12 protein-coding genes are annotated in these 14,731 nt (G+C 56.8%); 4 read left to right on the top strand and 8 right to left on the bottom strand.

Annotated elements, in window-relative coordinates; genetic code table 11:
- The first annotated feature begins 26 nt into the window (after positions 1-26).
- Positions 27-944, top strand: coding sequence for a UDP-3-O-acyl-N-acetylglucosamine deacetylase (gene lpxC / locus H9Q10_RS00465; RefSeq protein WP_197902086.1), 918 nt, complete (start codon positions 27-29; stop codon positions 942-944).
- Positions 945-1,072: 128 nt separating this feature from the next.
- Here the strand turns inward: lpxC and gnd are convergent, their stop codons facing one another.
- From gnd to H9Q10_RS00425, 8 genes are all read right to left on the bottom strand, one after another.
- Positions 1,073-2,542, bottom strand: a complete 1,470-nt coding sequence (gene gnd, locus H9Q10_RS00460; RefSeq protein ID WP_197902085.1) for a decarboxylating NADP(+)-dependent phosphogluconate dehydrogenase — start codon at positions 2,540-2,542, stop codon at positions 1,073-1,075.
- Between the two features lie 298 nt (positions 2,543-2,840).
- Positions 2,841-4,712, bottom strand: a complete 1,872-nt coding sequence (locus H9Q10_RS00455; RefSeq protein WP_197902084.1) for a ribonuclease catalytic domain-containing protein — start codon at positions 4,710-4,712, stop codon at positions 2,841-2,843.
- A 149-nt stretch (positions 4,713-4,861) separates the two neighbouring features.
- Positions 4,862-5,659 (bottom strand): phosphatidate cytidylyltransferase, encoded by a 798-nt coding sequence (locus H9Q10_RS00450; RefSeq protein WP_197902083.1) that lies wholly within the window; start codon positions 5,657-5,659, stop codon positions 4,862-4,864.
- Between the two features lie 211 nt (positions 5,660-5,870).
- Positions 5,871-6,317: a homoprotocatechuate degradation operon regulator HpaR gene (hpaR, locus tag H9Q10_RS00445; RefSeq protein WP_197902082.1), complete on the bottom strand. Its 447-nt coding sequence runs from the start codon at positions 6,315-6,317 to the stop codon at positions 5,871-5,873.
- A 432-nt stretch (positions 6,318-6,749) separates the two neighbouring features.
- Positions 6,750-7,961: a beta-ketoacyl-ACP synthase I gene (gene fabB / locus H9Q10_RS00440; RefSeq protein ID WP_197902081.1), complete on the bottom strand. Its 1,212-nt coding sequence runs from the start codon at positions 7,959-7,961 to the stop codon at positions 6,750-6,752.
- A gap of 182 nt (positions 7,962-8,143) precedes the next feature.
- Complete coding sequence (fabA, locus tag H9Q10_RS00435; RefSeq protein ID WP_197902080.1) at positions 8,144-8,668, bottom strand: 3-hydroxyacyl-[acyl-carrier-protein] dehydratase FabA; 525 nt, start codon at positions 8,666-8,668, stop codon at positions 8,144-8,146.
- Positions 8,669-9,008: 340 nt separating this feature from the next.
- On the bottom strand, positions 9,009-9,203 hold the full coding sequence (locus tag H9Q10_RS00430) for an enterochelin ABC transporter (protein ID WP_338082290.1): 195 nt from the start codon (positions 9,201-9,203) through the stop codon (positions 9,009-9,011).
- Positions 9,204-9,343: 140 nt separating this feature from the next.
- Entirely contained in the window at positions 9,344-12,181 is a 2,838-nt protein-coding gene (locus H9Q10_RS00425; RefSeq protein ID WP_197902078.1) for a valine--tRNA ligase, read from the bottom strand.
- A gap of 193 nt (positions 12,182-12,374) precedes the next feature.
- Here H9Q10_RS00425 and H9Q10_RS00420 point away from each other — a divergent pair, with 193 nt between their 5' ends.
- From H9Q10_RS00420 to H9Q10_RS00410, 3 genes are all read left to right on the top strand, one after another.
- Positions 12,375-13,202: a hypothetical protein gene (locus H9Q10_RS00420; protein ID WP_197902077.1), complete on the top strand. Its 828-nt coding sequence runs from the start codon at positions 12,375-12,377 to the stop codon at positions 13,200-13,202.
- A gap of 126 nt (positions 13,203-13,328) precedes the next feature.
- Positions 13,329-13,859 carry an rRNA maturation RNase YbeY gene (gene ybeY, locus H9Q10_RS00415; RefSeq protein WP_197902076.1) on the top strand — a complete coding sequence of 177 codons (531 nt, stop codon included), beginning with the start codon at positions 13,329-13,331 and terminating at the stop codon, positions 13,857-13,859.
- A 1-nt stretch (position 13,860) separates the two neighbouring features.
- Positions 13,861-14,691: an HlyC/CorC family transporter gene (locus tag H9Q10_RS00410; protein WP_197902075.1), complete on the top strand. Its 831-nt coding sequence runs from the start codon at positions 13,861-13,863 to the stop codon at positions 14,689-14,691.
- The last annotated feature ends 40 nt before the right edge of the window (positions 14,692-14,731 follow it).

Below are 14,731 nucleotides of genomic sequence, written 5' to 3'. Positions count from 1 at the left end.
AGGGCAAATCCCGATTGGAGTATTCCATGAAACAACGCACCTTAGCCCAATCCGTGAGCGCCACCGGTGTCGGCCTGCATTCCGGCGAACGAGTGCTGCTCACCCTGCATCCGGCTGCGGAAAACAGCGGCATCGTATTCCGCCGCACCGATTTAGGCGGCAAACAAAACCGCCCAATCAAACTCGTGCCCGACCTCATCAACGATACCCGCCTTTCCTCCACCGTGGTAACCGAAGACGGCGTGCGCGTGGGCACCATCGAGCATTTGATGTCCGCCCTGGCCGCCTACGGAATCGACAACGTATTGATCGAGCTGAACGCGCCGGAAATTCCGATTATGGACGGTTCCAGCCTGCCCTTCCTCTATCTGCTGCAAGACGCCGGCATTGTCGACCAAAAAGCAGAAAAACGCTTTTTGCGCATTTTAAAACCGGTTGAAGTGCGGGAACCCGACAAATGGGTGCGCTTCACCCCCTACGACGGTTTCAAAATCAGCCTCACCATCAATTTCGACCACCCCGTGTTCAACCGCAGCAACCCCACCTTCGAAATCGACTTCGCCGGTGCCTCCTACGTGGAAGAAATCGCCCGCGCCCGCACCTTCGGCTTCATGCAGGAAGTGGAAATGATGCGCGCCCACGGCCTGGGCTTGGGCGGCAACCTGAGCAACGCCGTGGTGATCGACGACAACGACGTGCTCAACCCCGAAGGCCTGCGCTACCCCGACGAATTCGTGCGCCACAAAATCCTCGATGCGGTGGGCGATTTGTATGTGATCGGCGCGCCCATCATTGGCGCCTTCGAAGGCTACAAATCCGGCCACGCCATCAACAACGCCCTGTTGCGCGCCATCCTTGCCGACCCCGCCAGCTACGAATGGGCCACCTTCCCGCACGACCAAAACCTGCCCGGCGCCTTCCACGCCCTGCCGGCAGCGGCATAACCCCCAACACAAAAAAGGCTACCTGAAAATCCATCGGATATTTTTCAGGTAGCCTTTTCCTCATCTTTATAATAGGCTACCTGAAAACCAATCCCGACTTTTCAGCCAACCTCATCCGTGCCGATTAGCTACACATCATACCGCCCGGCAGACACATCGCCGCCGCGCCCGGTCCAATCGGTGTGGAAAAACTCGCCGGCCGGGCGGTCAGTGCGCTCATAGGTGTGGGCGCCGAAGTAATCGCGCTGCGCCTGAAGCAAATTAGCAGGCAGGCGGCCGCAGGTGTAGCTGTCGAGGAACGACAGCGCAGACACGGTGCAGGGCATCGGCAAACCGTGTTGCACCGCAGCAGCGGCCACTTTGCGCCAACCGGGCAAGGCTTGTTGCAGCAATTGTTTGAAATAGCCGTCGCTGCCCAAGAATACCAAGTCGGGATCAGCGGCATAAGCATCACGGATGTTGCCCAAAAACGCGCTGCGGATGATGCAGCCTTCGCGCCACAGCAGGGCGGTTTTGCCGTAATCCAAATCCCAGCCGAAATGTTCGCTGGCCTGGCACATCAGCATAAAGCCTTGGGCATAAGAAATAATTTTGGAAGCCAGCAGCGCCTGGCGCAAAGCCCGCAGCCATTCTTCGCACCCGCCCGCTATCGGCTCGATCCTGTGCCCGAAAGCGGCTTCGGCCTGCACACGCTGCTCTTTCAGGGCAGAAATGCAGCGCGCAAACACAGCTTCGGTAATCAGCGTGAGCGGCGTGCCCAAATCCAGCGCATTGATGCCGGTCCACTTGCCGGTGCCTTTCTGGCCGGCGCGGTCGAGGATTTTTTCCACCAAGGGCGTTCCGTCGGCATCGTTCACGCCCAAAATGTCGGCCGTGATTTGAATCAGATAGCTGTCGAGCTCGGTTTGGTTCCAAGCGGCAAACGCGGCCTGCATTTCGGCATAGTTCATGCCGAGGCCGTCTTTCATAAACTGATAAGCCTCGCCAATCAGCTGCATATCGCCGTATTCGATACCGTTGTGCACCATTTTCACGAAGTGGCCGGCGCCGTTTTTACCCACCCAGTCGCAACACACTTCGCCCGCTGCCGTTTTGGCGGCCACTGCCTGCAAGATCGGTTTCACCGCCGGCCAGGCTTCGGGATTGCCACCCGGCATCACCGAAGGCCCGTGGCGTGCGCCTTCCTCACCGCCGGAAATACCGGTGCCGACGAACAGGATACCTTGTGCGGCCAGCTCGGCGGTGCGCCGCTCGCTGTCGGGATAATTGGCGTTGCCGCCGTCGATAATGATGTCGCCCGGCTGCAACAGCGGCAACAGCTGGCTAATCAGCTCGTCCACCGCCCGTCCGGCCTGCACCATTAGCATAATTTTGCGCGGCTGTTTCAGCTGGGCAACCAGTTCCGGCAAACTGTAGGCGCCAACGATGCTTGTACCTTTGGCCGGGCCATTGAGGAATTGCTCGGTTTTGGCAGCCGTGCGGTTGTAGGCGCTGACGGTGAAACCGTGGTCGGCCATATTAAGAATCAGGTTTTGGCCCATAACGGCCAGGCCGATTACGGCAATATCGCTGCAGGATGGGTTTGAGGTATTTTGCATGATGATTTTGGTTTTGTTTCTATAATGGGTTTAATAATTTAATTTGGTTATGGTATTGTTAGGCCGGTTTTGAAGTGGATAAGTACTTATTTATAATAAATACAATTGATTGCATGGAATAAAGTTGTTGGGCAGTAGGCGTTTTCTTGGTGGGCAAATGTGGAAAACTTTTGCTGTCTGATGCCGGATTGTGGGTAAGTTGGTCGTTTGCCCGAAATATCTGCCGGAAAATGTGGATAAGTTGATTGGTTCGATATCGCATGGATTTTTCAGGTAGCCTGATATCAACGCTTATCCTCTACGGGATATTTTCCAGTGGCAGCACGTTTAGGTATTTCAATTCAAGCAACTGTTGTTCGGCATCAAGTTGGGTAACGGCCAATTTAACACGGGTTTTCGGCGGGATGTCGATCGGCACGCCGTGCACACGGCTGACCAGCGGCAGCCCTTCGATGCGTACCAACTCTTCTTTCAGCAGCACCGCGTTCAGCTCGCGCAGGTTTTCCTGCTGCATATACACCAGGCTCCAGTAGGCTTCCATTTGGCGCTGGAAATCGGCATAGGCGGTATAGGCGGCATCGAAATCGCGCAAGGCGGCAAACAGCTCGCTATCGTTTTTTTGGAAACGTGGCGGCAGGTTTGGCTCAATCAGGCTGAGCAGCTGGCGCTGGTTGATGCAGTCGGCGGCGCGGCGCAGCGGCGAAGTGAACCAGCCGTAGTGTGCCACGTTCATGCCGATGTGCGGCTCGGATTGGGTGTTCATGCGCACTTTGCCGCTGGTCTGCACGCGGAACAGGCCGGGCAGGCCGTTTTGATCGAGCATTTCCGCCCAGGTGCTGTTGGCCAGAATCATCATTTCGGATACCAAGGTATCGATGGGCGAGCCGCGTTCGCGCCGGCTGATGCGCACTTTCCCGTCGGTTTCAAACTCAATGCCGTAATCGTATTGCGCGGCACGGTTTTCTTCATAGCGTTCGCGCTGTTTTTGCCGTTCGACGGCGAAGCGGTAGAGCCAGCGCAGCTGCGGCTGGCAGGGGAATTGCACTGGATCGCTGTTGGAGAGGCCGGCGCCGGCGTTGAAATGCGGTTCGATGTGCTGGATACGCAGGTTGTGGCTGATGTTTAAGTTTTCGAGGCGGGTGTATGGCGCGGAGGCTACCTGAAAATCTGCGCCCACTTCCACATACAAGCTCAACACCGGCCGCCTGCCTTCATCCAGGCTGAAGGCTCGAATCCAGTTTTCCGGCAGCATGGTGATTTTGCCGCCGGGGTAGTAGGCGGTGCTTTGCCGTTGTTTGATCAGGTTTTCGATCGGGCTGTTGTCGGCAATGGCCAGGGTGGGCGCGGCGATGTGGATGCCGACCTGTTTATTGCCGTTCGGCAAGTTTTGCACGGAGATCGCGTCGTCGATTTCGGTGGTGTCGATGTCGTCGATGGAGAAGGCAACAATGCCGTCGGCTGCGTCGGGTAGTTCGTTCACGGCGGGTACGGCGGTTTCGGGCGCGGCGGTGCCGTGCGGGAAATGTTTGCAGCGGAAGCCGTCGAGCAGGTATTGCGGCAGAGAAGTGACGCCGCCGGTTTGTTTGGCCAATTGATAAGCAGAAATTTTCAGTTCGGCGGCGGTTTGGCTGAAGGCTTTGTAGGTGAGCGACTGTTTGTCGGGCTGGTGCAGGATGGTGCTTAGGTCGGCGGCAATTTCGGCGGGCAGGCGGTTTTGCCGCAGCTCGGCCGCCCAGGCTTCAATCTGCGCTTCCTGCTGTTTTTTGCGCTCGATGGCGGCCAAGGCCTGCTTGAGGGTGTCTTCCGGCGCGGCTTTGAAGATGCCTTTGCCTTTTTTGTAGAAATACATCGGCGCGGCATAGAGCGCGATCAGGGTGGCGGCGAGTTCGTGCTGGCTGGGTGCATGGCCGAAGTAGTCGGCGGCGATGTTTTGGGCGGTGAATTCTTCTTCGCCGCAGAATTCCCACAGCAAATCGGTGTCGATTTGCGCGGCTTCGCTTTGGGCGCGCTCGAGGAAGCTTTCCAGCGGTTCGGTGAATTCGACGAAGACGTTGCTGGCTTTGATTTTGGCGCGTTTGCCGTGCTGGGTGGTGGCTTGGTAGGTGCTGTCGTTTTTCTGCACGACGGCGGCCACTTTGAATTGGCCGCTTTCTTCGTAGAATATGTTCATTTAATTAGGAAAACCGTTTGGATATGCGGCTGTGGGCTTGGCGTGTTGAAGGGGGCGGATTTTAGCATAGAAAGGGAAGGGCTGATGGGTGTGCGGTCAAATCGAGCAAAAGGCTACCTGAAAATTTTTCAGGTAGCCTTTCCTTGTGTTCAAGCAAACAATGCGCTGATGGCGGCATACACGCTGAGCACGGCCACCAGCGAATCCACGCGGTCGAACACGCCGCCGTGGCCGGGCAGCAGGTTGCTGCTGTCTTTCACGCCGGCGGCGCGTTTAAACCAGCTCTCCAGAAGGTCACCGCCGATGCCGACGAAGGTGAGCACGGTGGCGGTGAGCATCATGCCGGGCCAGGAAAGATGGAAGCCGAACCAGCCGGCAGTGCGCGCCAACGTGGTATACAGTAATACGCTCAGTAGCCCGCCGGCCACGCCTTCCCAGCTTTTGCCGGGGCTGATGGCGGGGGCGAGCTTGTGTTTGCCCCACAGCCGGCCGAACACGTAGGCAAACACGTCGGCGAGCCACACCAGCATCATCACGGCCAACAGGTGCAGCGCGGATTGGCTGTTTGGCCGCAGCTCGAGCAGGGCAAACCAGAAGGGCAGCATCAGCAGCCAGCCGGTGGCCATGCCTTTCCAATCGGCCTGCAAACGCCATTTGAAATGCAGCCAGGCGGGCATGCCGGCCAGCCAGAACACGAGCACGGCCGCCCAGGCCGCGGGCGGCAGCCGCCAGCCGCCGCCCCAGGCAAGCAGCATAAACAGCGCGGTGCCGGCCAGATAGGGGCGCTGCACACTTTCCGGCATGGCGCACAGGCGGCTGTATTCCCACAGCGCCAGCAGCGCCATCAGGCCGGTGAACAGCGCCCACAGGCCGTTGCCGGCGGCAAACAGCATGCCGAGCATCAGCGGCAGCAAAACCAGGGCGGTGAGAATTCGTTGTTTGAGCATGGTGTTCCTTTTTTCAGGTAGCCTTCGGGCGGAATGATTGGTTTGGCATTATATAGGCAATTGCCCGAATGCGTTTTGTGGGGATTGGCTTAATTTTTGTTGCGGCGTTGTTTTGTGCTGAAGTGTGCAATCCCTTAGGGATAAAGACAAGAGGCTACCTGAAAACCTGGTTCTGGTTTTCAGGTAGCCTCTAATGCGTTTGCGGCAAGGCCTACATGCGTGCCATGGTGGCAACGTGGGTTTTGGCTAAGTCGTGCAGCAAATCGTGCAGCTGGGCGAGTTTCTCTTTGGAAAGCTGTTTTTCGATGTTGTCGTAGCAGGCGTCGATTTGGCTGACGAAGTCGTTGTAGGTTTGTTCGCCTTCTTCGGTGAGCTTGAGGAAGACGCGGCGGTGGTCGTTGGCCGGGCGCAGACGCACCACGAGCTTCATTTTCTCCAGCCTAGTGAGAATGCCGGTGAGGCTGGGGCGTAGGATGCAGGCGCTGCGGGCGAGGTCTTGGAAATCCATGGTGCCGTTTTCGGCCAAAAGGCGCAGGATGCGCCATTGCTGGTCGGTGAGGCCGATTTCGTTGAGCAGCGGCCTAAAGTGGGTCATTAAGGCTTCGCGCGCCTGGATGAGCGCGATGTTTAAAGACGAGTGTTTGGAATGATGAATCATAGCGGGCTCCTCCCTTGATACTTTGTTAATGGCGATTCGGAATGGTTTTATTGTTGTGGTTTTAATCAATCCCTTGTTAATAACGGGATATTGTTTCAGTTTATTATATATTGCCAATTCATAGTGCGCGGAAATTGAGTTTTTTGATGGAAATCAATTTTTTGATACGGATCGACAATCCGGCTGTGTGATAAGGCGCAATCGCTTGGCGGGTTTGAAACAAACGGGGCTTGATGATTTCTTGTTTTTTAACGGCCTATCGTTACTAAGATAATGGTTGGCATGGGCATCGTCAAGGTGGTTTTCAGGTAGCCAGAAGTTTTGCCATTTATGCAAAGGAAAACGGCCAAATCCAGCAGGATTCGGCCGTTTGTTTTAGCTTCGCAGAAGCCAACGCTTTAGCTTCGCAAAAACTTATGTTTCAAGTAGCCTTTAGATGCGGCTGAAAATCAGCGTGGCGTTGGTGCCGCCGAAGCCGAAGCTGTTCGACATCACGGCATTGAGCTTTTTGCTGATGTTTTCGCGCACAATCGGCAGGCCGGCGGCTTTTTCGTCCAAATGGAAGATATTGGCGCTGGCACACACGAAATCGTTGAGCATCATCAGGATGGAATAAATCGCCTCGTTGGAGCCGGCGGCGCCCAGCGCGTGGCCGGAGAGCGATTTGGTGGAGCTGATGAGCGGCACTTCTTTGCCTTCGAAGGTTTCGCGGATGGCGCCGAGCTCTTTGGTGTCGCCCACCGGGGTGGAGGTGCCGTGGGCGTTGATGTAGTCCACGCTGCCGCCGTGTTGGGCGAGCGCCATCTGCATGCAGCGCACGGCGCCTTCGCCGGAGGGCTGCACCATGTCGTAGCCGTCGGAGGTGGCGCCGTAGCCGGTGAGTTCGCACAGGATATTGGCGCCGCGGGCTTTGGCGTGTTCGTATTCTTCCATCACCAGGATGCTGCCGCCGCCGGAAATCACGAAGCCGTCGCGGTCGGCATCGTAGGCGCGGCTGGCCTGCTGCGGGGTGTCGTTGTATTTGCTGGAGAGTGCGCCCATGGCATCGAACAGGGAGCTCATCTGCCAGGAAACTTCTTCGCCGCCGCCGGCAAACACGATGTCTTGCTTGCCAAGCTGGATCAGTTCGGCGGCATGGCCAATACAGTGGGCGGAGGTGGAGCAGGCGGAGCTGATGGAATAGTTCACCCCTTTGATTTTAAAAGGGGTGGCCAGGCAAGCGGCTACGGTGGAGGCCATGGTTTTGGTTACGCCGTAGGGGCCGATGCGTTTCACGCCGCTCTCGCGCAGGGTGTCGGCGGCTTCCACTTGAGAAGAGGAAGAGGCGCCGCCGCTGCCGGTTACGATGCCGGTGCGCACGTTCGACACTTGCTCTTCGGAGAGGCCGGCATGGGCAATCGCTTCTTTCATGGCGATATAGGCATAGGCCGCGGCGTTGCCCATAAAGCGCAGGATTTTGCGGTCGATGTGCTCTTTGGTGTCGATATTGATGTTGCCGGCTACATGCGAGCGCAGGCCCATTTCGCGGTAGCTTTCGTCGAATGCGATGCCCGATTTGAGCTGGCGCAGCGATTCGAGCACTTCGCGGCAGTTGTTGCCCAAGCTGGACACAATACCGATGCCGGTTACGACTACTCGTTTCATAATGATGAACTCCGTTGGGGGAAATCAGGCTACCTGAAAAATATTGCTTGAACTTCTCAGGTATGGCCGAAGAATGATGGCTTCATACCAGGCGGCGAACCGCAGATAGTACACATATAGTACGGCAAGGCGAACCAACGCGGTAGGAAGCCGTCAGGCTTCAGCCGTATGCCTGTTGGGGGCTAGAAATCGTCTGTGCTGGTAAACAAACCCACGCGCAGGCCGTTTCCTTCGTAAATCTTATGGCCGTCCACGCTCATTTCCGCATCTGCAATGCCCAGCACCAGCTTGCTGTTCATCACGCGCTTCATGTGAATGTGGTAGGTGATTTTCTTATGTTTGGGCAGCACTTGGCCGGTGAACTTCACTTCGGCGCAGCCCAAGGCACGGCCGCGGCCGGGGGCACCCGTCCAACCCAAGAAGAAGCCGACCAACTGCCACATGGCATCCAGGCCCAGGCAGCCCGGCATCACCGGATCGCCGATGAAGTGGCAGCCGAAGAACCACAAATCGGGGTTGATGTCGAGCTCAGCAATGATTTCGCCTTTGCCGTATTTGCCGCCGGTGCTGTTGATGTTCACAATGCGGTCGATCATCAGCATATTGGGCAGCGGCAGTTGGGCATTGCCTTCGCCGAACAGTTCGCCGCGCCCGCAGGCTAAGAGTTCTTCTTTGGTGTAGCTGTTTTGTGGAACAAAAGTGCTCATGGTGATCCTTAATGCTGCGCGGGGCAGCTTGAAATAATGGGAGAAAAGCCGGGTAATCCGCTGAGGTTTCGGCAGTGTGGAAGCTCCCAATGCCTTGTTGCCAAAAAATTATCTGGAAGCTTTGAATTTAGGCTTTAACTCTAGACTAGGCATTCTATTTGATTCCGGCGGGCGGCGCAATCTGCCGCCTGCGCCATCCTTGCTGCCTTATACTTTGGAGCGAGCCTGTGAGCATTCTAATCCTATCGGTACGGTTTGTGTGGTTTGTTGCTTGGGCAGGGCGGCAAAAGGCTACCTGAAAAATGGTTTTCAGGTAGCCTTTTGCCAAGCGGCGGGCTTATCAGGAAAGGAAAATCAGGGTAATGATGCCCGCCATCAGCAGCAGCTGGATGCCGAGCTTCATTAGTGCGGTGCGGCTGACGAAGTAGATAAACCAAGTGCCGGTGAAAAAGAACATGACGATAATCAGCCACGGCTGCCATGTGTTGAGGTGGCGGGCTTCGGTGAAGAAGGTGTAGAGGTGCAGCAGGGGCACGGATGCTGCTAACAATATGAAAAGTAAAGAAGTAAAATCAGACATATTTTGTTTTTGGATAAAGGGCTACCTGAAAATGATTTTTCAGGTAGCCTTATATCTTTAATTTTCACGGTATCTCATTTAATCGCAGGGCAGGCTTATTCCTTCAACTTTGCCAACGCTTCCCGCACTTTCGCCATCTTCCCTTCCAGTTCCGCCAAATCGACTTTGTCTTTTTCCACCAAATGCGCGGGGGCTTTTTCGGTGTAACCGGGTTTGGACAGTTTGGCGTTGAGTTTGTCGAGGGCTTTTTGCAGCTTCTCGGCTTCTTTGCCCAGACGGGCGGTTTCGGAGGCTTTGTCGATTTCGACTTTCAGCATCAGGCGCGCGCCGTTGCAGACGGCGACGGGGGCGTCTTCGCTTTCGGGCAGGGCGGCGACCTGTTGCGCTTCGGTCAGGCGGGTCATCGGCGGCAGGTATTTGAGGTAGTCCGCCAAGTCGTCCGCGCTTTCGACAAACAGCGGGGCTTTGACATTGGGCTGGATGCCCATTTCGCCGCGCAGGTTGCGGACGGCGCCGATCAAATCCTGCAACACGGTCATCTGTTCAAATGCCGTCTGAACGATTTCGCCGCCGTCGGCTTCGGGGAAGCGGGCAAGCATGATGCTGTCGGCAGTTTTCGCGTCGCACATCGGGGTGACGGTCTGCCACAGTTCTTCAGTGATGAACGGGATTATCGGGTGCAGCAGGCGCAGGGCGGTTTCGAGGACGCGCAGCAGGGTATGGCGGGTGGCGCGTTGGCGGCTGGCGCAGCCGGTTTGGAGTTGCACTTTGGCGAGTTCCAGATACCAGTCGCAATAGTCGTTCCACACGAAGCTGTACAGGGTTTCCGCCGCCAAATCGAAACGGTAGGTTTCGTAGGCTTGGGTAACCTGTTCAATGGTCTGATTCAGACGGCCGATGATCCACATATCGGGGAAGGAATAGCCGCGCGGTTCGGCGGCGGTTGCGCCGTAGCCGCAGTCTTGGTTTTCGGTGTTCATCAGCACAAAATTGGTGGCGTTCCAGATTTTGTTGCAGAAGTTGCGGTAGCCTTCGGCGCGTTTGAAGTCGAAGTTGACGCTGCGTCCCAAGCTGGCGTAGCTCGCCATGGTGAAGCGCAATGCGTCCGCGCCCATGCTCGGAATGCCTTCGGGGAAGAGTTTTTTGGTGGCTTCTTCCACTTTCGGGGCGGTTTCGGGTTTGCGCAGGCCGGTGGTGCGTTTGACCAGCAAGTTGCCCAAGTCGATGCCGTCGATCAAATCCACGGGGTCGATGACGTTGCCTTCGGATTTGGACATTTTTTTGCCTTCGTGGTCGCGTACGATGCCGTGGATGTACACGTCTTTAAACGGGACTTTGCCGGTAAAGTGGGTGGTCATCATAATCATGCGGGCCACCCAGAAGAAGATGATTTCGTAACCGGTTACCAAGACGTTGGACGGCAGGAAGGCTTTGAGTTCGTCGGTTTCAGACGGCCAGCCGAGCGTGGAAAACGGCACGAGTGCGGAGGAGAACCAAGTGTCCAAGACGTCTTCGTCGCGGGTCAGACCGGTTTTGCCTGCCTGTTTTTCGGCATCCGCCTGATTGCGGGCGACGTAGCAGTTGCCCTCTTCGTCGTACCACGCTGGGATTTGATGCCCCCACCACAATTGGCGCGAAATGCACCAGTCTTGGATGTTGTTCATCCACTGGTTGTAGGTATTGACCCAGTTTTCGGGGATAAAGCGCACCGCGCCGCTGTCGACGGCTTTTTTGGCTTTGTCAGCAAGGCTCAAGCCTTTGAACTCAGATTCAGGTTCGCCGCCGTTTGGCGTAGCGGACATCGCCACAAACCATTGGCTGGTCAGCATCGGCTCAATCACACTGCCTGTGCGGTCGCCTTTCGGGGTCATTAAAGTGTGCGGTTTGACTTCTTTCAGGTAGCCTTGGGCTTCCAAATCGGCAACCATTTGTTTGCGCGCGGCAAAGCGGTCTAAGCCTGCGTATTGTTCAGGCAGCCTGAAACCCTGTTGCGCTTCGCCTTTGAAGTTGAACACTTCGGCTTCGGACAGGATTTTTGCTTCCAAATCAAATACATTAATCAGACGCGTGTCGTGGCGCTTGCCGACTTCATAGTCGTTGAAGTCATGCGCCGGCGTGATTTTGACGCAGCCCGTGCCGAAGTCTTTTTCCACATATTCGTCGGCGATGACGGGGATGGTTCTGCCCGTCAGCGGCAAAATCAATTCCTTGCCGATCAAATGCGCGTAACGCTCGTCTTCGGGATGGACGGCAACGGCCACGTCGCCCAGCAGCGTTTCGGGGCGGGTGGTGGCGACGATGACGGCTTCGGCGGGATTGTCTGCCAGCGGATAGCGAATGTGCCACATAGAGCCTTGTTCTTCCACGCTTTCCACTTCCAAATCCGATACCGCCGTACCCAAGACGGGATCCCAATTCACCAGCCGTTTGCCGCGATAAATCAAACCCTGCTCAAACAGGCGCACGAACACTTCGGTCACGGTCTCGGCGCGCACGTTGTCCATCGTGAAATACTCGCGCGTCCAGTCGGCGGAACAGCCCACGCGGCGCATCTGCTGCGTAATCGTGCCGCCGGAGACTTCTTTCCATTCCCACACTTTTTCCAAGAATTTTTCGCGGCCCAAATCATGACGGGAAATGTTTTGCGCGGCAAGCTGGCGTTCGACCACAATCTGCGTGGCGATGCCCGCATGGTCGGTACCGGGAATCCAGCAGGTATTGCAGCCTTTCATGCGGTAGTAGCGGGTCAGGCCGTCCATAATGGTTTGGTTGAAGGCATGGCCCATGTGCAGCGTGCCGGTGACGTTGGGCGGGGGAAGCTGGATGGAGAAAGACGGTTTGGACAAATCCATATCGGGCTGGAAATAGCCTTTCGCTTCCCAGTTTTGATAGTGTTTGGATTCGATTTCGGCGGGGGAGTATTTGTTGAGCATTGGAGGCTACCTGAAAATTATTAGCGGAAAAGCGGATTATAGTGGAAGCGGGCGGGGTTCAGGTAGCCCGGGCAAGGCAGGGAAAGGCTACCTGAAAACTTTGGCTGATCGCTTTCTGCCGCCTTTGCCTGCCGATGTGGCAAACAAAGGCTATTTCTCTTATAGTATGGCAATATTTCTGAGGAGAATCATTATGCACATCCTGCCTTTTTCCATGCCGGTTAAACCCTTCAAAATGCGCGGTATCGGGCCGAACCGGCCGGTTATGATGATTTTGGTGGCGCTGCTGCTGATGCTGCCGGTGGGCGTGGTGTTTGCCGTGTGGCAGGGCTATACCGCCGCCGAAATCTACCAAGACTACCAAATCGGCCAACACGCCATGCCCGTAAACGCGCGGATCGACGGCGAATGCACCACCCGCAAAGCCATCTTCACCAGCTGCCAAACCACTATCAGCTATCGTGAACACCAGGTGGAAAAAACCTTTAGCTTTTTCGGCACCGGCGGCGATATTTACGCCCGCGCGCTGGCCGATGCCAACGACCCTTCGCGCCTCACGCTGGATGTGGCGGTGGAAAAGGTGGGCAACCGCAGCGTGGGTGTGCTGCTGTTTGGCGGGCTGGGGCTGTTTATGATTGGCGCTGCGTTTTATATCATGCTGGTGCGCGCGCCGCGCTACCGCCGGATTTTGGATGCCATCAACCGCCCCGAAGCCCGGCCGTGGCAGCTGGCCGCCGTGCCCTGCCTGCGCATCGGCAATGCGGGCAAAGACGCGGTGTACCAAGCCGAAATCGAGGGCAAAATCCGCAAAATCGGCCTTGGATTCGGCAAAAAAGACAACAGCGCCTGGACGTTTGAAGGCCGCAGCGGGCAGGTGTACCTGCTGGCCTTCCTGCCCAATGGCGGCGGTGTGCCGGTGGCGCTGGATAGGAAATTGGTGTCGGTGGCAGGCTTGGATAAATCGGAAAAAGCCCAACTGGCTGCCGCCTTGCAGCAGGCGGAGGAAGCGGCGGAATGCTAGCGTGGCATATTTAGCGGCAGGGCAAGCAAGCCCGCTGCCGCAGAGGCTACCTGAAAACCAGAAACAGATTTTTCAGGTAGCCTTTCCCGCTATAATACCGCCCGCTTATTTTCCATTTTGCAAACCATGAAAACCGCCAAACGCTACCCCTTTTCCGCCCTGCTGCGCCAACGCCTCCAATTACATTTTGAAGACCAAGCCCGCTTGGCGGGCAGCCCGGGCGAAGCGCAATTCCGCCGCTGGGCATGGCAGGCCGTGAAACCGCACTATCGCCGCGCCGAAATCAGCCTCTTGCTTTTAAACGAAGAAGCCGCCCGCGCCTACAACCGCGACTACCGCCAAAAAGACTACGCCACCAACGTGCTCAGCTTCGCGCTCGACGAAGGCGGGCAGGCAGCCTTGGCCGGGTTTTCAGGTAGCCTGCCTCCCACCCTGCACGGCGACCTCATCATCTGCCCGCAAGTGGTGGCGCGCGAAGCCGCCGAGCAGGGCAAAACCCTGGAAGCCCATTTTGCCCACCTCACCCTGCACGGCGTGCTGCACCTGATGGGCCACGACCATATCGACCCCGCCGAAGCCGAAGAGATGGAAAACCTTGAAATCCGCCTGATGAATCAGTTAGGATACCCCAACCCCTACGCACAGGATGCAGACTGAAATGGAAGAGAGCCCGGCCAAGCCCGGATTTTTCGAAAGGCTGCTCGGCCGCCTCGCCGGCGACAGCCCCGACTCCCCCGAAGACGTGCTGGCGTTGCTGCGCCAGGCGCGCGAACAGAAAGTGTTCGACGACGACACCCAGCAGTGGCTGGAAAAAATCATCAGTTTCAGCGGATTAGAAGTGCGCGACGCCATGATCAGCCGCGCCCGGATGGACGTGGTGAAAGCCGGCGACAGCGTGAGCCGCATCATCGCCTATGTGGTGGGCACCACCCATTCCCGCTTCCCCGTGATCGCCGACGACAAAGACAACGTGCTCGGCATCTTGCACGCCAAAGACTTGCTCAAATACACCCTCAATCCCGAACAGTTCAAGCTCGAAAACGTATTGCGCCCCGCCGTGTTCGTGCCCGAAGGCAAACCATTGAACGTGCTGCTCAAAGAATTTCGCGACCTGCACAACCACCTCGCCGTGGTGGTGGACGAATACGGCAGCATCAGCGGCCTGGTGACGCTGGAAGACGTGATCGAGCAGATTCTGGGCGACATCGAAGACGAATTTGATGAAGACGATAGTGCCGACAACATCTTTGCCGTTTCCCCCGACCGCTGGCGCATCAACGCCGTTACCGAAATCGAAGATGTGAACGAATTTTTCGGCACCGATTACAGCGACGAGGAAGTGAACACCATCGGCGGGCTGGTGATTAAAGAGCTCGGCCACCTGCCCGTGCGCGGTGAAAAGGCCGTTATCGGCCCCTTGCAATTCACCGTGGCGCGCGCCGACAGCCGCCGCCTGCATACGTTGATGGCAGTGAAGGCGAAAACTTAGCGCCCGCCGCTTGGGTGATAAAAGGCTACCTGAAAACGCA

Origin of the sequence: Eikenella glucosivorans (assembly GCF_016025525.2) — a bacterium.
GTDB classification, from domain to species: Bacteria; Pseudomonadota; Gammaproteobacteria; order Burkholderiales; family Neisseriaceae; genus Eikenella; species Eikenella glucosivorans.
The sequence above is the reverse complement of the archived record's forward strand: the minus strand, read 5'-3'. Positions and strand labels throughout refer to the sequence as shown.

Coding starts and splice junctions, on each gene's coding strand:
- lpxC (WP_197902086.1), top strand. CDS start 27: ATGAAACAACGCACCTTAGCCCAATCCGTGAGCGCCACCGGTGTCGGC.
- gnd (WP_197902085.1), bottom strand. CDS start 2,542: ATGCAAAATACCTCAAACCCATCCTGCAGCGATATTGCCGTAATCGGC.
- H9Q10_RS00455 (WP_197902084.1), bottom strand. CDS start 4,712: ATGAACATATTCTACGAAGAAAGCGGCCAATTCAAAGTGGCCGCCGTC.
- H9Q10_RS00450 (WP_197902083.1), bottom strand. CDS start 5,659: ATGCTCAAACAACGAATTCTCACCGCCCTGGTTTTGCTGCCGCTGATG.
- hpaR (WP_197902082.1), bottom strand. CDS start 6,317: ATGATTCATCATTCCAAACACTCGTCTTTAAACATCGCGCTCATCCAG.
- fabB (WP_197902081.1), bottom strand. CDS start 7,961: ATGAAACGAGTAGTCGTAACCGGCATCGGTATTGTGTCCAGCTTGGGC.
- fabA (WP_197902080.1), bottom strand. CDS start 8,668: ATGAGCACTTTTGTTCCACAAAACAGCTACACCAAAGAAGAACTCTTA.
- H9Q10_RS00425 (WP_197902078.1), bottom strand. CDS start 12,181: ATGCTCAACAAATACTCCCCCGCCGAAATCGAATCCAAACACTATCAA.
- H9Q10_RS00420 (WP_197902077.1), top strand. CDS start 12,375: ATGCACATCCTGCCTTTTTCCATGCCGGTTAAACCCTTCAAAATGCGC.
- ybeY (WP_197902076.1), top strand. CDS start 13,329: ATGAAAACCGCCAAACGCTACCCCTTTTCCGCCCTGCTGCGCCAACGC.
- H9Q10_RS00410 (WP_197902075.1), top strand. CDS start 13,861: ATGGAAGAGAGCCCGGCCAAGCCCGGATTTTTCGAAAGGCTGCTCGGC.